At 70.1% G+C, this 23784-nt stretch carries 21 protein-coding genes; 8 read left to right on the top strand and 13 right to left on the bottom strand.

Annotation, left to right across the window (positions count from 1 at the left end; translation table 11 throughout):
• Positions 1–105 precede the first annotated feature (105 nt).
• The 5 genes from QCD66_RS23860 to QCD66_RS23840 form a co-directional block, all read right to left on the bottom strand.
• Positions 106–747: a hypothetical protein gene (locus QCD66_RS23860; RefSeq protein ID WP_375735720.1), complete on the bottom strand. Its 642-nt coding sequence runs from the start codon at positions 745–747 to the stop codon at positions 106–108.
• A 633-nt stretch (positions 748–1380) separates the two neighbouring features.
• Positions 1381–1932 (bottom strand): hypothetical protein, encoded by a 552-nt coding sequence (locus QCD66_RS23855; protein WP_375735721.1) that lies wholly within the window; start codon positions 1930–1932, stop codon positions 1381–1383.
• Positions 1929–2255 carry a PadR family transcriptional regulator gene (locus QCD66_RS23850; RefSeq protein WP_375735722.1) on the bottom strand — a complete coding sequence of 109 codons (327 nt, stop codon included), beginning with the start codon at positions 2253–2255 and terminating at the stop codon, positions 1929–1931. The genes QCD66_RS23855 and QCD66_RS23850 overlap by 4 nt, the downstream gene beginning before the upstream one ends.
• Before the next feature lie 437 nt (positions 2256–2692).
• Complete coding sequence (locus QCD66_RS23845) at positions 2693–2890, bottom strand: integrase (protein ID WP_375735723.1); 198 nt, start codon at positions 2888–2890, stop codon at positions 2693–2695.
• A gap of 133 nt (positions 2891–3023) precedes the next feature.
• The gene (locus tag QCD66_RS23840; protein WP_375735724.1) at positions 3024–5894 is read right to left on the bottom strand and encodes a BTAD domain-containing putative transcriptional regulator; all 2871 of its coding nucleotides are present in this window, start codon (positions 5892–5894) and stop codon (positions 3024–3026) included.
• 92 nt (positions 5895–5986) lie between these two features.
• Between QCD66_RS23840 and QCD66_RS23835 the strand changes: the two genes are divergently transcribed.
• From QCD66_RS23835 to QCD66_RS23805, 7 genes are all read left to right on the top strand, one after another.
• Positions 5987–6706, top strand: a complete 720-nt coding sequence (locus tag QCD66_RS23835; RefSeq protein WP_375735725.1) for a hypothetical protein — start codon at positions 5987–5989, stop codon at positions 6704–6706.
• A gap of 2 nt (positions 6707–6708) precedes the next feature.
• Positions 6709–7350 carry a hypothetical protein gene (locus QCD66_RS23830; RefSeq protein WP_364221245.1) on the top strand — a complete coding sequence of 214 codons (642 nt, stop codon included), beginning with the start codon at positions 6709–6711 and terminating at the stop codon, positions 7348–7350.
• A gap of 63 nt (positions 7351–7413) precedes the next feature.
• Positions 7414–9180, top strand: a complete 1767-nt coding sequence (locus QCD66_RS23825) for a C39 family peptidase (RefSeq protein WP_375735726.1) — start codon at positions 7414–7416, stop codon at positions 9178–9180.
• Complete coding sequence (locus QCD66_RS23820; RefSeq protein WP_375735727.1) at positions 9168–9926, top strand: SH3 domain-containing protein; 759 nt, start codon at positions 9168–9170, stop codon at positions 9924–9926. The genes QCD66_RS23825 and QCD66_RS23820 overlap by 13 nt, the downstream gene beginning before the upstream one ends.
• A 274-nt stretch (positions 9927–10200) precedes the next feature.
• Positions 10201–10542, top strand: coding sequence for a metalloregulator ArsR/SmtB family transcription factor (locus QCD66_RS23815; protein WP_357543784.1), 342 nt, complete (start codon positions 10201–10203; stop codon positions 10540–10542).
• A complete protein-coding gene (locus QCD66_RS23810; protein ID WP_375735728.1) occupies positions 10539–12233 on the top strand; it encodes a SulP family inorganic anion transporter in 1695 nt (564 codons plus the stop codon). The genes QCD66_RS23815 and QCD66_RS23810 overlap by 4 nt, the downstream gene beginning before the upstream one ends.
• 89 nt (positions 12234–12322) lie before the next feature.
• Positions 12323–12505: a hypothetical protein gene (locus QCD66_RS23805; RefSeq protein WP_375735729.1), complete on the top strand. Its 183-nt coding sequence runs from the start codon at positions 12323–12325 to the stop codon at positions 12503–12505.
• A gap of 22 nt (positions 12506–12527) precedes the next feature.
• Here QCD66_RS23805 and QCD66_RS23800 read toward each other — a convergent pair whose 3' ends face one another.
• The 4 genes from QCD66_RS23800 to QCD66_RS23785 form a co-directional block, all read right to left on the bottom strand.
• Entirely contained in the window at positions 12528–14279 is a 1752-nt protein-coding gene (locus tag QCD66_RS23800; RefSeq protein WP_375735730.1) for an ABC transporter ATP-binding protein, read from the bottom strand.
• A complete protein-coding gene (locus QCD66_RS23795; RefSeq protein WP_375735731.1) occupies positions 14276–17050 on the bottom strand; it encodes an ABC transporter ATP-binding protein/permease in 2775 nt (924 codons plus the stop codon). The genes QCD66_RS23800 and QCD66_RS23795 overlap by 4 nt, the downstream gene beginning before the upstream one ends.
• A complete protein-coding gene (locus QCD66_RS23790) occupies positions 17050–17676 on the bottom strand; it encodes a hypothetical protein (RefSeq protein ID WP_364221269.1) in 627 nt (208 codons plus the stop codon). Before QCD66_RS23790 ends, QCD66_RS23795 begins: the two co-directional genes overlap by 1 nt.
• Before the next feature lie 221 nt (positions 17677–17897).
• Positions 17898–18497 (bottom strand): TetR/AcrR family transcriptional regulator, encoded by a 600-nt coding sequence (locus QCD66_RS23785; RefSeq protein WP_375735732.1) that lies wholly within the window; start codon positions 18495–18497, stop codon positions 17898–17900.
• A gap of 96 nt (positions 18498–18593) precedes the next feature.
• Between QCD66_RS23785 and QCD66_RS23780 the strand changes: the two genes are divergently transcribed.
• Positions 18594–20084 carry a carboxylesterase/lipase family protein gene (locus tag QCD66_RS23780; protein WP_407566788.1) on the top strand — a complete coding sequence of 497 codons (1491 nt, stop codon included), beginning with the start codon at positions 18594–18596 and terminating at the stop codon, positions 20082–20084.
• An 87-nt stretch (positions 20085–20171) separates the two neighbouring features.
• Here QCD66_RS23780 and QCD66_RS23775 read toward each other — a convergent pair whose 3' ends face one another.
• From QCD66_RS23775 to QCD66_RS23760, 4 genes are all read right to left on the bottom strand, one after another.
• Positions 20172–21170: an IS3 family transposase gene (locus QCD66_RS23775; RefSeq protein ID WP_407566787.1), complete on the bottom strand. Its 999-nt coding sequence runs from the start codon at positions 21168–21170 to the stop codon at positions 20172–20174.
• A gap of 5 nt (positions 21171–21175) precedes the next feature.
• The gene (locus QCD66_RS23770; RefSeq protein ID WP_407566786.1) at positions 21176–21619 is read right to left on the bottom strand and encodes a hypothetical protein; all 444 of its coding nucleotides are present in this window, start codon (positions 21617–21619) and stop codon (positions 21176–21178) included.
• 44 nt (positions 21620–21663) lie between these two features.
• On the bottom strand, positions 21664–22662 hold the full coding sequence (locus QCD66_RS23765) for an alpha-amylase family glycosyl hydrolase (RefSeq protein WP_375736832.1): 999 nt from the start codon (positions 22660–22662) through the stop codon (positions 21664–21666).
• A gap of 180 nt (positions 22663–22842) precedes the next feature.
• Entirely contained in the window at positions 22843–23778 is a 936-nt protein-coding gene (locus tag QCD66_RS23760; RefSeq protein ID WP_375736831.1) for an ISAs1 family transposase, read from the bottom strand.
• Positions 23779–23784: the final 6 nt, after the last annotated feature.

Below are 23784 nucleotides of genomic sequence, written 5' to 3'. Positions count from 1 at the left end.
ATAAACTCCAGTCAGGCACCCGACGTTGAGGGCTTCGGTGGGAGCAGCTTTCGGCGAAGACGGCTCGACCTGGGCGAGGTTATGGCCGGCTGCCGGCTGCCGGTCTCAGGAGGTGGGCGACACATCCGGCCGAATGCCCTCCTGCCCGTTGCTCGATGGGGTCGTTATGGACCCACCTGGCGAGCGCGGTGACACGGAAGCGGCGGCGGCTTCCGTTACGCCCGTCTCGGCCGCGTAGTCGGGAGATCGGACCGCTGGTCCAAGCCATCCCTTGACTGTGGCTGCGACCGCAGCGCGTGGCGGTTTGGCGGGCATGAGGTGGCTGCCTTTCGACCAGACCAGCAGCATTCCTTCAGTGGTGCTAATCCTAGTGGTGACCATGGTGATTCGTCGGCCTTTCTTATCCCAGGTGTGCCACAACGCCCACCCCTGTGGCCGTGCCTCAACGCCTAGGCGTTCGCAAATGTCGGTGTACTCCTGCTCGCTCATAACGCTGTTGGGACGAACCAGGAGAGCCCCGGCTAGGCTGACAAGTGGGGCATCGGGGTCGACGCAGCCGTCATCCTCGAAGTGGTAATGCCGCAACTGGCGGGCCAGCTCGTTGACGGCGCGATGCAGGGGTGTCGCATCGTCAGGATCGGGAGCAAAGCTCAGCCAACCCTCGTCCAGCGCCCGATTGACGACGCCATTGGCAAGGAGTTCTATCTGACGGAGGTACTCCGCCTCTGTCGGGTCCATATCCGGCACCAGCTCACCCTGCCAGGAGACAACCTGTCCGTCAGGTTGCTTTCCATCACCCGAACAGACCCAGTGTCACGCAGGTCCCGAGACCGGACACCCGGCTGCCGTTCGAGACGTGCAAAGTTTCTGTACGTCTTCAAGGCGGCCCGAGACGGGCCGCACGCGCCGCCGTCTGGGCGCGCGTCCGTCGCTCCGCTGGCGCTCCGACTCCGGCCACGCAACACGCCCGACGGCTGGCGCGGAAGCGGAAGGCCCAAGCGGGCCGCGACGACGGCACGAGGTTGTGTAGTGGTTGGGGTGCGCCGGCCGGCAGCCGGCCACGACCGGGACCAGGCCGACGCGCCCGACGACCCGGCCGGCGTCGACGGGGCGGGGGCCGGGCCGTGCGGGGTTGCGGTTACTGCGCCTCCGGCGGGGGCGCTCGGGCTCCGGGATGCCCGGCCGCCGTCGGCGGGTCGCGGTCCGTGGGTGGTTGCGGCGGGCCATCCCGCCCGCCATCGACCCGGGCAAGCCGAGCAGACCACCACCCCGACCCGCCAGCGCCCGTACGAGCCGTCAAGGTCCGCTTGTCATGGCGGGCCGGGGCGGCGGCCCGCTCCCACGGTGGGCGGGTCGACGGCAGACGGGATGGCGCTAGACCTACTTGATGAGCAGCAATCGCCTCAATTCGTATGGGTCGGCGGGGTCCTCGAGGGACGCGATTAGTAGAACAAGCATTGCCGGTAGATTGTCTGCGGTCGAACGGGGGACGCGTATGAGATGCTGGCGTCGGGACATGCTTCCCTCGCGGACGAGGGCGAAATGGTATTCTGTTGGTGTAGTATCGGCGGCAAAAATTTCGAATCTGGCAAGCTGGTCTACCGTCAAGTCGTCGGTTTCTCTGCTTGTGGCGCTTAGCTCTCTGCCCACGCGGCGAGCTGCCCATAGAAGACCAGTTGCATACCTGACTCCTAGAAACAAGCGTGAGATCGGTCTGGTGGAGGCGGCATGAAGAGCTATATGGAGTTCTGCCGACCACTCCTCGTACAGTTCCACGCGGAGATGGGATGGTAGTCGCCGCCGAGCGACCTTTAGTAGCAGATTCGGGATGATGTCGAACCACCCCTCAAGCTCTTTTACTATCAAGCCGCTCGCGGTTGTGGCGATAATGATGGCGAGGCAAGAGATAACCGCAACTAGAAGACTGCTCACGCCAACTGTCCCTGGGGTCGCAGCGGGATAGCCGTGCTTGGCTTCTTTTCGCCCAGTTCCCTTAATGCCTCAGCGCGGGCAAGTCGAGCTTGGATGGTGCCCTCTGCGGTCAGGCGGTAGTAGCGTCGACGTGGTCGCCCGATTGGGGGTGGCATCTCCTTCTCCGCCTTGAGCCATCCCGCACTTTCTAGGCGGGCCAAGATTGGATAGAGGGTTCCGGACGGTAGGCCCGTCTCCTTCATGAGATCAAGGCCGTACCGCTCAGCCAATGGATCTTCGAGAAGGGCTGTTAGCACCTTCAGCACCGTCAGAGTGATCTGCACACGAGCACGATAGCAGTAGCTCTACATAGGTAGGCTTGCTACGGATGACGAGCGAGATCTGTTGCGAATCGGTGTCTGTCGAAGCTGAGTCTTGATTTCGCCGATGAGGAGCAGGTGGCGCAGGCTTGCTTGGGCGGGGCGCGTGGAGAGGCGAGCGAGAGGATGGGTGACTAACTGAGTGACGATCGAGGTGTGCGCCGACGGACAGCGGTGGACGGTGGGGGATCGGCGCTGCAGGTGGGGTGAGGTCTTGCTCTAGCTCAACGCCCCGGGTTGGTTGCCTGGGGGTCAAGGGGTCGTCGGTTCGAATCCGGCCGTCCCGACAAAAAGAAAGCCCTGACCAGCGGAAATGCTGGTCAGGGCTTTGGCTTTCTTCTATGAAGCTTTGAATCGCCCCCCGAATACCCCCCGATTACCCGGGGCGGCAACCGGGTTTGTCATCGGTGTGCATCGTCGTGCGGTGCGGGTGTGTGTTGTCCGTCCGGGGCGGCGCCGAGGCGTTCGAGTACGTCGGAGACGTCGGGTGCTTGGAGGGGCTTGGCGATGTAGTAGGTGTGGGTGACCTCTTCGCTGGAGTGTCCGGGCTGTGCCGCGGCGCTTTTGGTGCCGGTTTCCTGCTTGATGAGGGTGGCCACGGTCTTGGGGCGTCGCCGTTGACCTGCATGACGTAAGCGACGTCCCATCCAGTGCGGTGCGGAACTGGCTGCTGTCGCGGTAGCCTGCGTCAGCGTCCGGCAGCGGCGGACGCAGCCCATGCCCGGCGCCGGGTTACGGCCGGATCGGCCGGGCCGCACGTAGTTCGGCGCGTACCTCGGCCGCTTCGGGTAGCTTCAGGTCGGTGAACAGGGCCAGGGCGAGCCGCAACTGTTCTATCCCGCGTCCCGGATCGCCGTGGGCGCACAGCATCCGGCCGGCCCGGCGCAGCGCGAGCGCCTCGCCGTGCCGGAAGTCCGCCCGGCGCATGGCCTCGACGGCAAGTTCCGCGTATCTGATCGCCGGACCGGGTCGTCCCGCGCCGAGGTAGGCGTCGGCGAGGGTGCCCATGATGCTGCCCCGGTTGCGCTCGTTGGCCGGCACCCCGGCGATGGCCAGGCTGCGCCGCAGGTACCGCAGCGCCGAACTGTAGCGGCCCAGCATGCACTGCACCTCACCGAGATTGCCCAGCGCGTTCACCTCCACCTCGGGGGCGGCGGCCCGCCGGGCCAGGCTCGCCGCCGCCCGGCAGTGCCGCACCGACTCCTCCAGGCGTCCGGCGAGGCGGTAGGCCATGCCGATGTTGCCCTGGGCCGCGGCACAGGACCGCTCGTCACCGAGCTTGCGGCGCAGCCGCAGGCTGTCCTTGAAGAACTCGGCGGCCCGTTCGTAGTCGCCGGCCATCCCGTGCAGCACACCGAACTGGTTCAGCGCCCTGGCCCGGCCCTCGTCGTCGCCGGCGGCCCGGCTGACCAGCAGGCTGTGCTCCAGATGCCGGGCCGCCTCGTCGGGGCGGTGCAAATAGAAGTACGCGACCGCGAGGTCGTGCCGCAGGCGGGCCTCGGTCACCCGGTCACCGAGTCGGACGGCCGCGTCGATGCCGGCCCGGTCGACGGTGAGCCAGTCCGCCACGTGCCCGGACATCTCGAAGAAGAGGAACAGGCTGTCGGCCAGGTCGGCGCCGTGGCGGGCGTGTGCCGTCGAGCCGGCGGCCTGCACGGTGGCCGCCACCAGGTTCGTCCGCTCGGTGGTCAGCCAGGCCAGCGCCGTGTCCGCGTCGACGAAGCGCGGCGGGCCGGTGATCGGGGGTGTACGGGTGCCGGGCCGCAGCAGGCCCAACGCGTGTCGGGTCAGGTCGAGGTGGTGGGCCAGCATCCGGTCCACGGCCGCGTCCCGGTCGGCGGGTGGTTCGTCGCCGGCGCGTTCGCGGGCGAAGAGCCGGATCAGGTCGTGCATGGCGTAGCGCCCGGTCGCGGTCTCGTCGAGTAGCCGGGCGTCGACGAGTTCGTCGAGCGCGTCCAGGGCCTGCGGCGGGTCGACGTCCAGCAGCACCGCGGCGACCGGTGCGGTGACGTCCGGTCCGTCGACGGCACCGAGTAGCCGGAACAGCCGGGTCGCCATCGGGTCGGCCAGGTGCTGGTAGCTGACGAGGAAACTGGTCCGTACCGCGATGTCGCCCAGGCGCAGTTCGTGCAGCCGGCGCCGTTCGTCGTGCAGCCGGTCGGCGAGCGTGGCCAGCGTCCAGTTCGGCCGGGCGGCGAGCCGGGCACCGGCGATCCGGATCGCGAGCGGCAGGCCGCCGAGCCGGCGGACCAGCAGCGCGGCGGTGTCGGCCTCCGCGGCGACCCGGGGGCCGCCGGCAAGCCGGACGAGTAGTTCGACGGCGTCGGCGTCGGTGAGCACGTCGAGTTCCAGGTGGCCGGCACCGTCGACGTCGACCAGGTTGCGCCGGGAGGTGACCAGGACCGCGCAGCGGGTACCGGCCGGGATCAGGGGTCGTACCTGGGCAGCGTCGTGGGCGTTGTCGAGGACCAGGAGCAGCCGCCGGTCGGCCAGCAGCGACCGCAGGCGGGCCGACGCCTCGGCCACCTCGGCGGGGACCGCGTTGTCCGCCACCCCGAGCACCCGCAGGAACCGGCCGAGTACGTCGATCGGCGCGGCCGGCTGCAGGCCGGCGGTGGCGCCACGCAGGTCGGCGTACAACTGGCCGTCGGGGAAGGCGTCGGCGACCTGGTGAGCTGCCCGTATGGCCAGGGCCGACTTGCCGACCCCGGCCGGTCCGGTGACCACGCACAGCGGGATCGCCGGTCCCCGGCGGTCGGTGAGCCGTTCGCGCAGGACGCCGAGTTCCCGCTGGCGGCCGACGAATGCGGCGACGGTGTGCGGCAACTCCCGCAGCGCCGACCCTCGGGGGCCCGGGGCTGGCGGGTCGGCCGGGCCCCGGGCCAGTTCACCGAGGCGTTGTAGGACCGGGCCGGGCCGCAGCCCGAGTTCGTCGGCGAGCGTCCGGCGGCACCGCAGGTACGCGTCGACGGCCGCACCCCGCCGGCCGAGGTGGTGCAGCGTCGTCACCTGTTGCTCGGCGAACCGTTCGTGCAGCGGATAGCGGGTGACCAGGTCGTCGAGCAGTGGCAACACCGCCTGGTGCCGGTCCAGGTCGAGTTCCACGTCGACGTACTCCTCGTACGCCGCCAGGCGTAACCGGTCCAGCCGGGCGGCGCCGGCGCCGAAGGTGCCGATCCCGGCGACGTCGGCCAGCGGCTCGCCGCGCCACAGGTCCAGCGCCGACCGGTACAGCGCGCCGGCCCGCTCGCAACGGCCGGCCCGGACGGACGTCCGGGCCGCGCGGAGCAGGTCCTCGAACCGGGTGAGGTCCAGGTCGGCCGGGTCGACCGCGATCCGGTAGCCGGGCGGGCTCGACACCAGGCGGTCGCCGAGAAGCTTGCGTAGGCGCCACACGTACAACTGGACGTTCTTGCGGGCGGTGCGTGGCGGCCCGGCTTCCCACAGCAGGTCGACGAGCTCGTCGACCGAGGTGACCCGGTTGGCGTGCAGGAGCAGCGCGGCCAGGACCGCACGCTGCATCGGTGGTCCGAGCACGACCGGCCGGTCGCCGGCCCACGCCTGTACGGGGCCGAGGAGACCGAACCGCAGCCGATCCTCCATGGCATCGAAGCATAGCGATCAGGTGCGCATATACCAGCCGTAGAACGGTGCCCGGAACACTCCACGACACCCCCGTCGAAAGGAGAACGTCGATGTCCGACCGACGTGCCCCGCTACCCGCCTGGGTTCCGGCCGTATGGCTCGCCGTGCTGGTCGCCGCGCTGCTCGTACCAGCCGGCCCGGCCGCCGCGTCCCACCCGAACCCCAGCTCGCAGCGGCACCTGCACAACATGCACTTCGCCACCGCCGGCTCCGCCGCCGGCACCTACGACGAGCAGTTCTGCGTCGAGTCGCGGGACACGTCCAAGGTCAGCCACGCCGCCGCCCGCTCCTTCGTGAACCAGACCCTGACGCAGATGGGATCCGGCAGGGTCTGGGACGGCCTCGGCGAGTGGCGGATCGACCTGTGGCCGACCGACAGCCACTGCAGCTCGTACCCCGCCGCGACCCGGAACACCATCGAGATCGAGGTCCACTACGCCTGGGACTGGAGCGGCCGGTGCGGCGGCCCGGCCAACTACTACAACTGCGTCGTCCACGACAACCCGGTGTGGAACGCCACCCACGGCCACTACGACAGCCGGTGGGCATACGTCTACCTGGTCTTCAGCTCCGGCGGCCGGCTCGACAACACCGGTCGGGCGTTCATCAACCACGAGTTCGGGCACGTCTTCGGCCTGACCGACGACAACGGCGTCTGCAACCCGCCGAGCCTCATGCACAGCACGATCGTCGGCTACGGCTGCGGCAACTGGACCAACTGGTATCCGAGCCCATCGGACTTCCAGTCCGTACGGAACCTGATGGGCTGACCGTGGACCGGCGCTTTCCACCCACCCGACTCCTGACCGTGCTGACCGGGGCGGTCGTGGCGGCGCTGATCGCCGGCGGGATCGCGGTGGCGGCGACAGGCCGCGACAGCGGCCACGACCACGCCGACCACGCCCACCTCGACACCGCCAGCGGACTACTCGTCACCACCCGGTCGGACCTGCGGATGTGTGTCGAGGCCGGACCGCGTTCGGACGCGCCGGACAGCGTCCGGACCGTCCTGCTCACCGCCCTGGACCGGGCCCGCCAGGCGCCAGGCTGGTCCGGTGCCTACGGCCGGTTCGGGTACGACCCGGCGACCGCGGTCCACCTCGGCTGCCCCGCACCGGCCCTGCCCGAGCGGTACGACCGCACCGTACTGGCCGGTCCGGGGCTGACCGACGACCCGAGCGCCTACCGGGTCTGGGTCTACGTCCTCGACGACCCGACCGCCGATCGGGTTCTCGGCCCCGACCGCCCAGCCGGGGCTGGCACGGCCGAACTCATGCGGGAGGCCGGCAACCTTTTCCCGGTCTCCACGGCACTGCTGGTACGGCAGAGCCGGTTCGCCGACCCGACCGCCCTCGCCCAGGACCTGCGCGAGGCACTCGGGCTCGAACCCCGGGCACCGGACCAGATCGGGTGAACCCGCTCCCGGCCGGCGGCGCTCCCGGCCGGGAGCCCCGACCAACCTGCGAAGGAGACGCACATGTCCCCACCCCGACCACCCGGACGCGGCTCGCGGGCAGTCCGCCCGATCCTGCTCGCCGGACTCTGCGCGGCGGCGTTGGCCACCACCGGCACGCCGCCGGCCACGGCCGGCGGCGTGCCGGCCGCCCCCGCTGACCACGGCATCCACACCGTACGGACCGCCGCCGGCTACGACGTCCGCGTCGACGGCGTCACCCGCGCCACGGTCGCGGTCAGCGACCCCGGCTTCTCGGTACGGGCCGTGCTCGACCCGACCGGAAGACACGCCGCCGTCATCACCGACTTCGACGGCCGGTACGGAGCCGGCCTGCTCGCCCTCGACGTCGACAGCGGACGGCTCACCCGGGTCGCCGCCGGCCGGGTAACCTCCGCCGCGTACACCACGGACGGCCGGCTCGGCTACGTCCTGGCCGGCACCGACTCCGGGCAGTTGCGGCTGCGCCCGGCGGAAGGTGCCGGCCCGGACCGCGCCGTCGCCCGGCTCACCGGCAGCGACGTACAACTGCTCGGCTGGGGCACCGGCGGGGCGGCGCTGGTCACCCACCGGCTGGCCGGGCCTGGGTCCGGGCCGTCACTGAGCCGGGTCGACCTGGCCACCGGCACCCACCGCACCGTACTGGCCAGCACCGGCGGCACCGTCTACCGCGACCTGCGCACCGTGACGGTCGGCGGGGCGGTGCGGGTGAGCGCGATCGTCGCCGACCACGTCTACCCGTGCGCCGGCACCTCCGCCAGCCTGCTGCTCGCCGACGAGCACGGTACGACGCTGACCCGGACCGGCACCACCACCGACTCCTACCGCGAGGCGGTGTGGAGCGGCGACGGGCGGGTCGCGTACGCCATCCAGGGCTGTGTCTCCCCGGACGAGAAGGCGGCCAGCCGGGGTCGGGCGCTGCAACGGCTCGACGACCTGAACGGCGTCTACGTCCGCGACCTGAAGACGGGCGGTATCGAACGTGTCGTCGCCGGCATCACCGCCAACTACCGCCTCGACGGATTCGCCGGCACCGGACTGCGGCTGGCCTCCGAACGCCTCGGGGTGCGGATCGTGGACGCCACCGACGCGGTGACCGCCGCGCACCTCGACGCCGCCGCCACCCCCACGACGGCCACCGTCACCAGCGGCGGGAAGGGCACCGGCACCGCAACCACCGGCGGTGCCGGCGTACAGGCGAAGATCGTCTCGTCGACCTTCATCCACCAGCTCTGGGACACCGCCGACAACTTCAACGGCAACTCCGCCTGCGGGCCGACCAGCGTGGTCATGGACCTCGCCGGCTACCAACTCGCCAACCAGAACGGCTACTACGTCAGTACCCCGTCACGGCACTGGTCACCGTACGGCGGATACATCACCCACCGGTACACCGCCTACGGCACCACCTACGACGCGGTGGCCCCGGACCCGAACTGGAACTACTTCGCCGGCGCGTACGGCTGGCTGGTGGACACTCCGAGCGTCGGCACCCTGCACCACTGGCTGCGGGACTACCTCGACCGGCACGTCTCGTACACGGTCGCCGAGACCGGCAATGTCACCTGGTCCTGGATCAAGTCCAAGATCGACGCCAACCTGATGGTCGTCGTCAGCGGCAACTTCGCCTACGGCAGGTACGGCCACATCGCCCTGATCACCGGCTACCTCGACGACGGCCGGGTCTACGTCAACGACCCGTACGGCGCCGGCACCGACGGGAGCTGGGACGGCAAGAACACCGCCTACACACTGGACTACATGAGGGGGTGGTACGCGTGGGCCGCGTGATCCGTACCGTGGTCGCGCTGGTGGCCGTACTCGGGCTGAACCTGACCGTGGCCGGCCCGGCCGCGGCGAGCCCGGCCGGGCCGGAGCCGGTCGCGGCCGGTGCCCGGACCGGGGACGGCGTGGGCACGCAGGCCAGCGCCCGTTCCGTACGCTGCGCCCAGCCGGCCCGTGCGGCCGGCTGGACCGGCGAGAACCTGGTCGTCGCGGTCGCCGTCGCCCTGGCCGAGTCCTGGTGCACCGCCGGCGCCCAGAACCGCAACGGCCCGACCGCCGGCTGCCCCAACGGCTCGCTCGACCGCGGCGGCTGGCAGATCAACAACTGCTACCACGCCTGGGTCAGCGACGCCTGCGCCTACGAGTTGTACTGCAACGCCCGTGCCGCCCACGACATCTGGGGCTGGTCCGGCTGGACCGCGTGGGCGACCTACACCAACGGCGCCTACCGCAACTACCTCGCCGAGGCCCGCGAGGGGGTCGGCAACCCCGGTGGCGGGGTCTACGGCACGGTCAACACCGGCGGCGACGCACTGAACGTGCGGTCCGGCCCCGGCACCTCGTACGCCGTGGTCGGCACCGTCGCCCACGGCGCGACCGTGCAGATCATCTGCCAGACCCGGGGCACCCGGGTCTGGAGCGACGTCTACCAGTACTGGACCGACATCTGGGACAAGATCGGCGACGGCCGGTACGTCTCCGACGGGTTCGTCCACACCGGATCGTCCGGCACGGTCGCCCCGAACTGTTGAGCGGAAACCCGGACGGCCTGGTGGAGGAGGACCGGGCCGACCGGGCCGAGGTCCCTCTGACGTGTCAAGTGGTCGAGGTGGGGTTCGCGGCGTCGATGAGGCTCTCGTCTCGATCGCCCAGCGGCCAGGGGAGTTGTCGGTGGGGGTCGCATCCCCGTCCGGATCGAATTAGCAATTGCATAATTTCGCAACTTGATGCACGATGTGGGAGCGTCGGGCGGCAGTGCTTCGGCGGTGGGGGTTTCAGTGATCAGGTTTCAGTGATCGAGGTGGCATGCCGGTTCCGCTCTATCAGGCCAAGGCCGAGTTCTTCCGGATGCTGGGTCATCCGGTCCGGATCCGGGTCCTGGAGCTGCTGCAGGAACGGCCCATGCCGGTGCGGGACCTGCTGGCCGCCATCGACGTCGAGCCTCCGAACCTGTCGCAGCAGTTGGCGGTGCTTCGCCGGTCGGGCATCGTCACAGCCAGCCGCCAGGGCTCCACCGTCGTCTACGCCTTGGCCGGTGGGGACGTCGCCGACCTGATGCGAGCCGCGCGGCGGATCCTCACCGAGATGCTCGCCGGTCAGAACGAGCTTCTTGAGGAGCTACGGCAAGTCGGAGCCGACGCGAAGTGAAGCCGATCGGCAGGTCCTGGCGTCAGGTCAGGTCCCTGCTACCCGGTCGCGCAGACCTGGCAGCGATACGCCGTCAGCCGCGCCGCGACCTGCTGGCCGGACTCACGGTGGCCGTGGTCGCGCTTCCGCTCGCCCTCGGCTTCGGGGTCGCCTCGGGAATGGGTGCGGAAGCGGGACTGGCGACCGCGATCGTCGCGGGTGCTGTCGCCGCGGTGTTCGGCGGATCGAACCTGCAGGTCTCCGGGCCGACCGGGGCCATGACGGTCGTCCTGGTGCCGATCACCGCTCAGTACGGCGCCACCGGGGTGCTGACCGTCGGGTTGCTGGCCGGGCTGCTGCTGGTCGCGCTCGCGTTCGCCAGAGCCGGCCGCTACATGCGGTACGTCCCGGCGCCGGTGGTCGAGGGATTCACGTTCGGGATCGCCTGTGTGATCGGCCTGCAACAGATTCCCAACGCACTCGGCGTCCCCAAGCCGGAAGCCGACCAGATCCTGCTGGCCACCTGGCACGCCATGCGAGGATTCGTCGGCGCCCCGAACTGGGCGCCGGCCGGCATCACCGTCGGTGTGGCCGCGGTGATGCTTCTCGGTGCGAGATGGAAGCCCGCCATCCCGTTCTCCATTCTCGCCGTCATCGCCGCGACGATCGTGACCGAGGCTCTCGAGCTGGATGCGCAGACGATCGGCGCCCTACCCGCCGGCCTGCCCGCGCCGTCCCTGGGGTTCCTCGATCCGGACACGCTCACCGCGCTGCTGGCGCCGGCTCTTGCCGTCGCGACCCTCGCGGCTCTGGAGTCCCTGCTGTCGGCGTCCGTGGCCGACGGCATGACGGTCGAGCAACGCCACGACCCCGACCGTGAACTGTTCGGCCAAGGACTGGCCAACATCGCGGCTCCGCTGTTCGGCGGGGTTCCGGCCACCGGCGCCATCGCCCGTACCGCCGTGAACGTGCGCTCCGGAGCCAGCTCCCGTCTGGCCGCACTCACCCACGCTGCGATACTAGCGCTCATCGTCCTCGCCGCGGCGCCGCTGGTCTCCCGTGTCCCACTCGCGGCCCTGGCCGGCGTACTGATCGCCACCGCGATCCGCATGGTCGAGGTCGGAAGCCTCAAGGCAATGGCCCGCGCCACCCGATCCGACGCCGTGGTCCTGGTCCTCACCGCTGCCGCGACAGTTGCCCTGGACCTGGTCTACGCCGTGATCATCGGCCTGATCGTCGCCGGCACCCTCGCCCTGCGGGCCGTGGCCAAGGACGCCCGCCTCGACCAGGTCGACGTGACACCGGACCTGCCCGACGCGCACGGCGAAGCCGAACACAAACTGCTCACCGAACACATCGTCGCCTACCGGATCGACGGCCCCCTGTTCTTCGCCGCCGCCCACCGCTTCCTGCTCGAACTGGCCGACGTCGCAGACGTCTCGGTGGTCATTCTCCGCATGTCCCGAGTGACCACCATCGACGCCTCAGGCGCGCTCATCCTCAAGGACGCCATCGAAAAACTCGAGGGGCGCGGCATCACCGTCTACGTCTCCGGCATCCGCGACGGCCACCACCGGCCACTGCAAGCCCTCGGCGTACTCACCCGGCTCGACAACGCCGGCCGGGTCCTTCCCACCACCCCCGACGCCATCAAAGCCGCCCGCGACATGCTCCAGACCAACGGAGCGATACCCACACAACTCCAGCCCTGACCAGGCTCGCGCAGGTTGGTCCCCTCCTCGCCGGATGCCCTTTCCGATCTCGCGCAAAAGCCCGTCTGGTAACGGTTTCAGGTCTTGGTGTGGCCGGCGAGATCGCCCCCCATCTGCATGTTGATGCCGAGACATCCAAGCCGCGCCGTATCGCGATCACCGCCACCGATGGCCGCCGGCACGAAGTCGTCGAAGTTCCGCGACGCCCGCCCTCACCAAGTCATGACCTGCTCGACGAGATGGCCCGGTTGGCCCGCCGGTGGCGGCGGTGAGTGCGCCGGCGCCGCGGCGGAATCAGGCGGCGGTGCGGCCCGCCGCGATGCGCCACCCGGCTACCGACTCCTGCTGCTGCCAGAACTGGGCGAACCGGCCACCTGCGGCGAGCAGTTCGTCGACGGGCCCGTCCTCGATGACGCGCCCGTTCTCGATCAGGACGACCCGGTCGGCGTGGCGGATGCTGCCGGGCCGGTGGGTGACGATGACCCGGGTGCGCGGCACTGGGTCGTCGGTGAGCGCCCGGACGACCGCGATTTCGTTCTCGGTGTCCAGGGCGCTGGTGGCCTCGTCCAGCAGTAGCACCGGTGCGGGCTTGAGCAGTGCCCGTGCGATGCTCACCCGTTGCCGTTCGCCGCCGGACAGGGCGGTGCCGGCCTCGCCGACGACGGTCTCCTCCCCGTCGGGCAGCCGGGCGGTCAACTCGTCGACACGGGCCAACGCCGCGGCCAGGGCGACGCGGTCAGCGTCGGCCGAGGTGTCGCCGGCGAGGATGTTGTCCCGGACCGTGCCGCCGAACAGGTACGGGTGTTGGAAGACCACGCTGACCAACCGGCGCCTGGCATCCGGATCCAGGGTGGCGACGTCGGCGTCGCCGATGCGGATGGCTCCGCTCGACGGTGTGTGCAGCCCTGCGAGCAGCGCCAGGACGGTGCTCTTGCCCGATCCGGAAGGGCCGACGATCGCGGTGGTGCTCCCCGGTTCGAAGGTCAGGTCCAGGCCGTCGAGGACGGGTGGGCCGTCCGGGTCGTAGCGGAATTCCACTGCGTCCAGCCGGATCCGGGGCGCCCCGGTCGGCACGGACCCGTCCGCCGTGCCCCCGGTCGGGACCGGTGCGTTCAGGACGGCGTGCATCCGACGCAGGGTCGTCGTGGCGGTCTCAATGCCGGGGGAGAGGCCGCCGAGCGCGGCGAACGGCTCCAGGTAGCGTGCGATGACGACGATCAGCGCGATCGCCTCCGGGATGCCGAGGTCGCCCCGCACCGCAAGCACCGTCGTGGTGCCGGCCAGCAGCACCAGGGCGATCTGGCTTGCGAGGCTGAACAGCAACTGCCCCGGGATCTGCATGAGCACCAGCCGCATGGCCGCACCGTGCTGGGATTCCAGCGTGGCGCCGACGACACTGCGGGCTGGCTCGGCGCGCCGGGCCGCCCGCAAGGCTTGCTGGTTGCGGGCGAACTCGACGATCCGCTCGGTCAGCGAGGTGTTGCGTTCACCTGCGGTGCGGTCCGCGGCCCGGGTGATCCGCCCGGCCGCCCAGAACGCGCCGAGCAGCACCGGCACCCCGGCCAGTGCGGCAAGCCCGAGCGGTACGGAGATGGCGAGCAGCGCCAGCCCGATGATGACGGGCAGGGCGATCGCGCCGATCAGCGGGGTGACCAGGTAGACGATGATGCCGAACAGGTCCGGGCCGGTCGCCGCGATCGCCTGCCGGGCGGTGGCGGTGTTGTCGGCGGTGAACCAGGTCAGCTGGATCCGGGTGAGCCGGTCGGCGATCGTGTGCTGGGCGTTGTTGAGCAGCCCGTACCCGAGGTCGAAGCCGATCCGGGCGACACTCGCGTCGACGACCCATCCCACGACGGTTACCGCGGTCAGGGCACCCACCCACGGCCACGCCCGTCCGGGGTCGGGGCCGAACAGGGCAGCGACGAGCGGCACCAGCAGCACCGCGCCGACCGCGCGCAGGATGACGCCGACGACGGTCAGGGCGGTGTGGCCGGCGGCCCGGCGACGCTGGTCGGGAGGCAGCAGACGCACCAGGGTACGGATCATCGGGCCGCCCCCTCGATCTCGAACGACTGACCGGCCGGACGCGGCTGCCCGTCCGGGTCGGTCGCGGCGTCGTCGGCACTGCGTCCCTGTCCGGCGTCCCAGAGCCGCCGGTACCGGCCGCCGGCCGCGAGGAGTTCGTCGTGGGTGCCGGTCTCGGCGATGCGTCCCTCGTCGAGCACCACGATCCGGTCGACGCCGGTAATGGTGTGCAGCCGGTGGGCGATGACGAGCACGGTGCGGTCGGCGGTGAGCCGGTTGAGGGCCTGTTGCACGAGGTACTCCGATTCGGGGTCGGCGTAGGCGGTCGCCTCGTCGAGGACGAGGACCGGGGTGTCGGCGAGGATCGCGCGGGCGATGGTGAGGCGCTGGCGCTCCCCGCCGGACAGTGCCGCGTCGGGTCCGAGGACGGTGTCGTACCCGTCGGCCATGCGTTGGACGCGATCGTGGATGTGCGCCGCTCGGGCCGCGTCGACGACCTGCTCACGGGTCGCGTCCGGCACGGCGAGGGCGATGTTGTCGTGCACCGTGCCGTGCACCAGTTGCGTCTGCTGGAACACGAAGCCGACCCGCTCGTACAGCGCGTCGACGCCGAGGTCGCGCACGTCGCGACCGTCGACCCGGATCGCGCCGGAGTCGACGTCGTAGAACCGGGCGAGCAGTGCGGCCAGCGTCGACTTGCCCGATCCGGACGGGCCGACGAGCGCGGTCACGGTGCCGGGGGTGAGGACGAGCGAGACGTCGGAGATCACCGGCACGCCGGGCCGGTAGGAGAACGTGACCCGGTCGAAGGTGACGGTCCCGGCGCGGTGGCGGGTGGAGTCGCCGTCTCCGATGACATCGACCTCCGCTGGGGCGGCGTGGGCGTCCTCCGCGGCGGTCCGCAGTTCGGGGCCGTCGATGGTGTTCTGTACGCGGCGGGCGGCGAGCAGTCCGGCGCGTAGCCCGCTCAGCCCGTAGCCGATGCCGAGCAGCCGGGCGCCGAACGTGGTTCCCAACAGCAGGAACGGCAGCAGCGTCACCGGCTCCATCGATCCGCCGGCGACGAAGGCGGTGCCGGCGGCGGCGATGACGAGCAGGAACGTCCCCGGCCGGGTCGTGAGATCCATCAACGTTTTCTTGTTGGTGAACGGCCGCTGCCAGTCGTTGAGGAACTGGATGTACTCGTCGAGCCGGGCGCGGAACGTCGACGCGGCAGCCCCACCGAAGACCCGGATCACCGGCTGTCCCTCCAGGTAGGCGCCGGCCTCGCCGGACATCCGCTCCGCCCACCGCTGGGATTGGCTGATCCTGGGTCCGGATTGGACGATCATCGCGTACATGGTGAACACGTAGACCAGCACCGGTACGAACAGCAGCAACGCCATCCGCCAGTCGACCACGAAGAGGTAACCGAGCACGGCCAGCGGCGCCACGATCGCGGCGACGGCGTCGGGGACGGCGTGGGTCACCAGGTAGTGCACGGCCAGGGTGTCGTCCTGCACCACCTGCTTGACGTGGCCGGAGCCGCGGGCGGTGAACCAGCCGAGCGGCAGCCGGGCCAGTTTGCCGAGCAGTCGCTGCCGCACGCCTCGCGCGAAGCGGGCGTCGACGAGGTGCAGCCACAGGGTGAGTGCGCCGCTGAGCAGAGTGCCCACGCCGAGCAGGGCGACCGCCCACAGCCCGATCGTCCACAGCGCGTGGTCCGGCGCGCCGGCCAGCATCCGCCGGGCCAGCTCGACCAGCAGCACGAACGGGGCGAACTCCACCAGGGTCACCACCGCCTGCAACACCCCGGCCAGGATGAGGGTGCGCTTGAGCGGCGCAAGGAGTCGTCCGGCGGCCTGGGCCCGCCAGGCGCCCCGCACGTCCGGGTCGGCCGTGTCCGAATGCACGGACTCGGCCGGTGCTGTCGGGGCCGTCGTCGCGCCGGCCCCGTCCACGACGGGTGCGGCCGAGGCTACCAACGACGCTCGGTCGGCGGGCGTGTCGGCGGGGGAGGCGGTGGCCGCCTCCGCCGCCCGGACAGCCGCCCGTTCCTCCTTGCTGGCGCGCCACTTGCCCATGGAACGGCCGTAGATCCAGTACGACTGGCCGTACACCTCCGACTTCGGGAACCCGAACTCGTCCTTCAGCCGGGTCCGCAGGTGCTTGAGGGAGACGTGTTCGGTGCCGAGCCAGGCATACCAGTCCGACCAGTCACGTGCCTCGATCGCCCCGGCCAGCGAGGCCCCTCCGGCGCGCGGCACCCAGTGGACACGTGCCCGCGGGTGGGTGGCGAGCGGGATGAGCAGGTCCGCCTCGTCGTGCTGCTCGAGGTACACCTCCACCGGGACATCGGCGGGGAGCGCGCCGAGAATGCCGTTGATCGCCGGGATCGACGCCGAGTCGCCGATCAGCAGGTAGCCGGCAGGCAGGTCCTCCGGCACCTCGAACCGGGACGAGCCGAGCGAGGTCGCCATGACGGTCCATCCCGGCTGGGCGTTCTGCGCCCAGGTGGACGCGGCGCCGGCGGGCTCGTGCAGCACCATGTCGATGGCGAACTCGCCGGTCGACGTATCCGCCTCGGCGATCGTGTAGGCGCGTTGGTGCTCGGTCTCACCACCGTCCGGGTCGGGGAACCAGAACCGAAGCCAGGCTGTGGGGAAGACCTCCACCTCGTCGAAGAGCGTCGGCGAGATCAGCCGGATGCGCACCAGGTTCGGCGCACGCTGCTCCCGCCCGACCACGGTCGACTCATGGTCACGGGCGCCGAAGCTGCGCATGACCGCACCCTGGAATCCGCGTCTGCCCATCAAAGTTCCTCTCCGGTCGCGGCGAGGTCCGCGACGATCTCATGGACCGGCCGGCCGGGCGGCGCGACGTGGACCAGGCCACGGATCGCGCCGGTGAGCAGCAGCCGTACGTACTCGGGACGCGCGAACTGGGGCAGGGCAAGGTGCGCCGGCCCGAGGCGGTCGTCGACGGCGAGGTGGGTGACCGCCGACAGACGCTCCCGGTCGAGGCCGTCGGCGTCCTCGTTCTCGGCCGCGATGCTGACCTCCTCGGACGCCGCGAGCGCGATCGTCATCGAGGCGACCGCCCCGCAGACGACGATCGCCGCGTCCGGGGCGTAGCCACGCCGGACGAGCGCGGCGACCTCGTCGGCGAGCACCCGCCGCCCGGAGTCGCCACGGGGGAAGAGTGTCTGCAGGTAGCTGGCTATGCCCGGGTGGATATGGGTGAAGGCCCGCAGTTGCAGCGCGAACGAGAGCAGGTGCCGCTCGATGCCGTGTGAGGGGTCGTCGGTCAGGGTTAGCTCGGCGAGGATGCTCTCCCCGACGAGTTGTTCGAGCGCCCACCGCCCGTCGACGTAGCGGTAGAGCGCGGTCGGGCTGACCCCAAGCTCGACGGCGACGGCCTTGACGCTGAGGGCGTCCATCCCGAGATCGCGACCGACCCGCACGATGTCGTAAACCCCGATCCGGCGTCGACGTTCGCCTACGCGCGCCACTGCACCTCCACCGCGAGTTATAGGGGGTAACTAAGGGCACCCTAAGTTAGGGCTCGCGGGAAAACAAGATCCCGGGGTCAAAGGTGACGGATCGACTCACGAGCGACCGGCGACGACCGACACCACCTGCCCCCGTGTCCGGGGACAGGTCATGTGCTCCTGAACAGCCGGTCCAGATGTACGTCGATCGCGGCGAGCGCGTCCTGGGGCCCGATCACGTCGAGTTCGATCAGGGAGGTGAAGCCGGTGAGGGCGAGGAGCAGGTTGGTCTCGGTCGCCGGGTCGCGGCCGGAGTCGATGTGCCCGTCGGCGATCGCCTGGCGGACCAACTGCTCGACGAGGGCCCGCCCTTGGACGAGGCCGCGGCGCGCCTGCTCGTGCACGGCCTCGTCGTGCAGCGCCTCCAGGGCGTAGGTGGCGCTCATCCGGCTGGTCGCGCGGGCGTCGGCGTGCAGGGGGAGCATTTCCGCGAGCGTCAGTCGCAGCACGTCACGGGGGTGCGGACGGTCGCCGAGCTTTTCGAGCCCGTGGTGTACGCGCACCGAGGTCTGCTCGGACGCGAAGTCCATGGCGAAGGAGAGCATGGCGGTCCGGGAGGCGAAGTAGTGCTGCAGCTGCCCGAGTGACATGCCCGCCTCCTGCGCGACCACGCGCATCGTCAGCTGTGTGACGCCGCGCTGCTCCACCACCCGCCACAGTGCGCGGGCGATCGCTTCGCGGCGTCCGCGGTGGTCCACCTGTTTCGGCATCGCCGGCCCTTCCCTCGTACCCGGGACTGTTCCAATACGGTTGACATAATACAACTGACCCATAATCCTGGGTTCCACTCGAGGGAAGGAATCGTCATGTGCGAACAGCCAAGGGTACGGACCACGGAAGGCGTGGTGCAGGGGCGCCGGCGGCAGGGGCACGCGGTGTTCCGCGGCATCCCCTACGCCCAGCCCCCGGTCGGAGCGCTCCGATTCGCCGCGCCCGCGCCGCCGCACCGCTGGGAGGGGACGAGGCAGGCGGTCGAGTTCGGCCCCGTGGTGCCGCTGTCCCTGCCGATCGACGTGCCGCCGCAGGGCACCGACTGGCTGACGCTCAACGTCGGCACTCCGGATCCCGGCGCGGCGGGACTGCCGGTGCTGGTGTGGATCCCCGTGGGCGGCTACCTCTCGGCGGCGTCGAGCGACCCGATGTACGACCCGGCAGCGCTGGCCGAGGCGGGAGTCGTCGTGGTGACCATCAACTGCCGCGTGGGCGCGGAGGGATTCGCGTTCCTCGACGACGTGCCGCCCAACCGCGGATTCCTCGACCAGATCGCGGCGCTGGAGTGGGTGCAGCGCAACATCGCCGCCTTCGGAGGCGACCCCGGCCGGGTCACCGTGGGCGGGGTGTCCGCCGGGGCGGGCTCGGTCGCGGCCCTGCTGACGATGAAGTCCGCGCGCGGCCTGTTCCGGCGGGCCATCGCCCATTCGGTGCCGGGGCTGCACAGCACCCCCGCGCTGGCACGGCAGGTCACCGCCGCGTTCGCGGACCGGCTCGGCGCGGCGGCCCCCACCGCCGAGGCCCTGCGCGACATCGACCCATGGCACCTGGCCGCCGCGCTCACCTCCTTCAACGCCGGCCTCCACGCGCACCGGGAGAGTTGGGGACGCCTCACGGAGACCGGCACCGCGCTGTGCCCCGTCGTCGACGGCGAGGTCCTCCCGGAAACGCCCTGGCCCGCGCTGACCGGCGCGCGCGCGAGCGGGACCGAACTGCTCGTCGGCCACACCCGGGACGAATTCCGGTACTTCAGCGTCATGAGCGGACGGTACGGCACCTTCGCCGAGGAGGACGCCCACGCAGCCCTGGAACTGCACGCCCCGCAGCCGGACGGCGCGCGGGCCTACCGTGCCGCGTTCCCGCAGGCAGGCCCGGAGGAGTTGGTGGAGACGGTGTACTCCGACGCCCTCTTCCGCATGCCGTCACAGAAGCTGGCCGAGGCGAACGCCGCAGCCGGCGGCACCTCATACCTGTTCGAACTGTGCTGGGTTGCCCCGGCCCTCGGCGGCATCCTGGGCGCCTGCCACAGCCTCGACGTGCCCCTGGCGTTCGGCACGCTGGACAGCCCCGTCGGCACCCAGCTCATCGGCGGGGAGCCCACTCCCGAGGCCGTCGCGCTCTCCCGCGAACTCCAGGAGGCATGGGTCCGCTTCGTCACCACCGGCGACGCGGGCTGGTCCGCTCACCGGCCCGGCGGGCACCTCACCCGCGTCCTGGACACCGAGTCGAAGACTCTGCCCTACCCCGAACAGGCATCCCGCCAGATCTGGGAAGGCCACTTCCCCGCCCCCTTCGATCTCTCGTAATTGTCCGGGTCGGCTCCTACGACTGCGACGCCGCCACTCACCTGCCCATCGGGGACAGCGCGAACTGGCGTACCGGTAGTTGTCAAGTCAAACTGAGACGGTCTGTTCCTTCTGGGTCGGCTGGTTGATCCAGGCCTGGTCGGGCAGTTTCGGTGCGCGCGGCCGGCGGTTGAACCGGTCCGGGTGGGCGGCGTGGGCCGCGTCGAGGGCGCGTTGGCGTTGCTCACGGATTTGCTCGGCGGTGCCGTAGTGCACCGACGCCGGAGTGTGCCAGCCGATCCCGGAATGCCGATGCTCGTGATTGTAGGCGGTGAAGAAGGCGTCACAGAAGGCTCTCGCGTCAGCGAGGGATCCGAACCTATCCGGGAAGTCCGGCACGTATTTCATCGTCTTGAACTGAGCTTCGGAGTACGGGTTGTCGTTCGAGGTCCGAGGCCGGGAATGCGAACGTAGGACTCCGAGGTCGACGAGCATTTCCGATACCGGCTTCGACACCATGGCGCCGCCACGGTCGGCGTGGATGGTGTGCGGCTCGATCCCGTTACGGCTGATCGCGTCGGCCAGGAAGACACGGGCCACGATCGCGTCCTCACCGGCGGCGACGAGCCAGCCGGTGACGTAACGTGAGTAGATGTCAATAACGACGTAACATCTGTACCAGACGCCTTTGACGGGTCCTTTCAACGCGGTGATGTCCCAGGACCACACCTGACCGGGCCCGGTCGCGACCAGCTCTGGACGCACCCGGGGTGGATGAGTCGCCAGCCGGCGTCGTTCCCGGCTCTGCCCGGCCGCCCGGGCGATGCGATACATCGTGGACATCGAGCAGTGGTACCTGCCCGCATCGAGTTCCCGGGCCCAGACCTGCGGGATCGCCAGGTCGGCGTATACCGGCGAGTTCAACACCGCCAGCACCCGGTCACGTTCGGCCGTGCTGAGCGCTTGCGGCGGCGGGGTCCGCGGCAGCCACGGCCCGTGCCGCGGTCCGACCGGCTTCGCCCGCCGATAGTAGGTCGCCCGCGAGGTCCCAGTCAGCGCGCACGCCCGCTGCACCGAGATATCCGCGTCGCGCAACTCGCCGAACACGGCGGTCAGGATCTCTTCGGCGGGCTGTCGTCGTCCGCGCTCTCGGAGAGTTCTTCCAAGAGCGCGTGCGCTTTTCCCATAATATCCAACGCCATACGGGTCTTCTTCAGATCCGCCTGCAGTTTCTCGTTCTGCCGGCGCAGCTTCTCCAATTCGATCTGTTCCGCGGACTTCTTCACTCGCGCCCCGGCCACAGTCGTGGCGGCGTCCGTTTTCTCGGCGCCTCCGTTGCCGAGTTGCCCGGCGTCGCGGGCTCGCGTCCATTCAATGATGTGCGATGAGTACAAGCCCTCCCGGCGCAGGATCGCGCCTTTCTCCCCGTTCGCGGCGCTCTCGTACTCGGCGACCATCGCGAGCTTGTACTCCGGGCTGAAAACCCGCCGCGACGGCTTCGGCGCCGGATCAGCCCCGCCACCGGACGCCGACTCCTTGCCAGATGAAGTGGACACGTACACAAGGATCTCCGATCCCCGCCCTCAGGTCAGCACCCCACTCACACGGGGTGTCTCACACCATCTTGACCAAGTGGGCTCCAGGGCGCGGTCAACAGATCGAAGTTGAAGGCCTGTCCGAGGCTCTCCGCGCTGGCGTAGCGAACGCGTCGGTGCGGCGCCACCCACGCCTCGGCGACGGCGAACAACGGTGGCGAGTAGCTGTCGAAGACGGCGCGCCAGTCGGCGTAGATGTCGTGGACCTCGTCGCGGTCGAAGAGCGGATGCTGTCCCTCTTCGAACGGGTCTTCGAAGACGAGACCTTTTAGGATCGCCAGACCCGGTGCGATCATCTCCCAGCTCGGGAGGGGATCGCGCAGGTCCTTGGCGAGGCCCATCGCGACGTCGACGCGGAAGCCGTCCACTCTGCGGTCGCCCCAAAAACGCAGAGTGCGTAGGAAATCCTCCCGGACATCCGCATTGTTCCAGTTCCAGTCGGGCTGGTGAGGGGTGAACAGGCCCAGATACCACTGCCCGTCATCCACGCACGTCCAGGCGGACCCGCCGAAGAGCGCTGCCCAGTCCGTCGGAGGCAGTTCGCCGTGCTCTCCCCGACCTTCTCGGAAGATGTAGCGCTCGCGGGCGCTGGAGCCGCGTCCGCCCGCGAGCGCTTCCTGGAACCACGCGTGACGGTCGGAGCTGTGATTGGGGACGATGTCGATGATGATCTTAATGCCGTGCCGGTGGAGTTGATCGACGAGTGCGTCGAAGTCGTCCAGGGTCCCGAGCCTCGGATCCACGTCACGGTAGTGGTCGACGTCGTAGCCGCCGTCGGTCAGTGCGGACGGGTAGAACGGGCTCAGCCAGACGGCGTCGATATCGAGCGATGCGAGGTACGGCACGCGGGACAGCACTCCGCGAAGGTCGCCGATCCCGTCGCCGTTCGAGTCCGCGAAGCTGCGGGGATAGACCTGGTAGACGACTGCCTGTCGCCACCACGTCGGGTCGTTCGCGTGGGCCAGTCGCGCCTGGTCGGCATGCGATCTCGGGTAGGACGACATTCTCGCTCCGTTCGTTCGTCGACGGCGCCGCGAGGATCTGCGCTACATGGACGAGACCGTAGCACAGAAATATCCGTACGGATATTTTGAAGATGGCGGGATGTCGGGGGCCCGTGGGGCGGCAGGTGATGTGTCGTGATCCGCATACGATGCGTCGGAGGCGGGTGCGAGCGGGCGACCTCATCGACATCGACCGAACGGAATGGGAGGTCCGTGGCCCGGCGATCCGATCGCGGCACGTACGCGAAGAGCGCGAAGCGTACGCAGCAGATCATCGACGTCTTCCTGGGCTCCGGACGACTTCTGGCAGGCCACGCAGCCGTTGATCCCGCCCCTGCGCTCCGGCTGCAGGGTGGTGGAAAACGGCGGGCTGATGACCGGGCCATCCTGGCCGCGATCGTCTACCTGGTCCAGGCCGGGCAGTGCGGTGAGTTGGGCGTGCAGGTGGGGCTGGTTGCCCTTGACGGTCAGGATCCAGTGGGCGCCGCGTTCGGCGAGATAGGTGACGGGCTCACGCTGGCAGTGCAGGGCGTCGGCGGTGATCACGGTGTCGCGCGGGTCGCTGATCTGATCGAGCAGCGGCTGAAATCGGGTGATCTCGTTGCTCTTGCCGTTGACGTCGATGCTGCCCAGGACCACGCCGGTGTTCTGGTCGCAGGCTGCGAGGACGTGTCGGGCGGTGTTGTCGGTGCTGCGGGAGCCGCGCAGGCCCTTGCCGTCGACGGCGATGGCCCGGCCGGTCGTCGAGGTTGCGGCGGCAGCCCGGCGGGCGAGCCAGACACTGATCGCCGCGGACAGTTGCGGGTCCATGGCCTGCAACAGCCGACGGATCATCGCCTCCGACGGGCGCCTATTGGGCGTCATGCCCAATGTGAGAGCCGTCGCGGCCGGCACGTCGGCGACCCACTCGGCGATCGCGGCGTACGAGCGGTAGGCGGCCACCACAGCGCACACCGCCGCGGTCACCACGACCGCCAGCCGGTGCCGGACACCTCGCCGTGCCCGTGGATCAGGCAGACCAGCGAGCACCGCGGGCAACCCACCAGCGGGGTCGGGCACGGTCAGAGCCGGTGCGCAGGACAGGGACGAGGTCAGCGCTGATGCCAGTGCGGGCATGACTCA

It is taken from the genome of Polymorphospora sp. A560 (assembly GCF_045781765.1).
In the GTDB taxonomy this organism is placed as follows: domain Bacteria; phylum Actinomycetota; class Actinomycetes; order Mycobacteriales; family Micromonosporaceae; genus Polymorphospora; species Polymorphospora lycopeni.
This window is presented reverse-complemented; position numbering and strand designations above follow the sequence as displayed.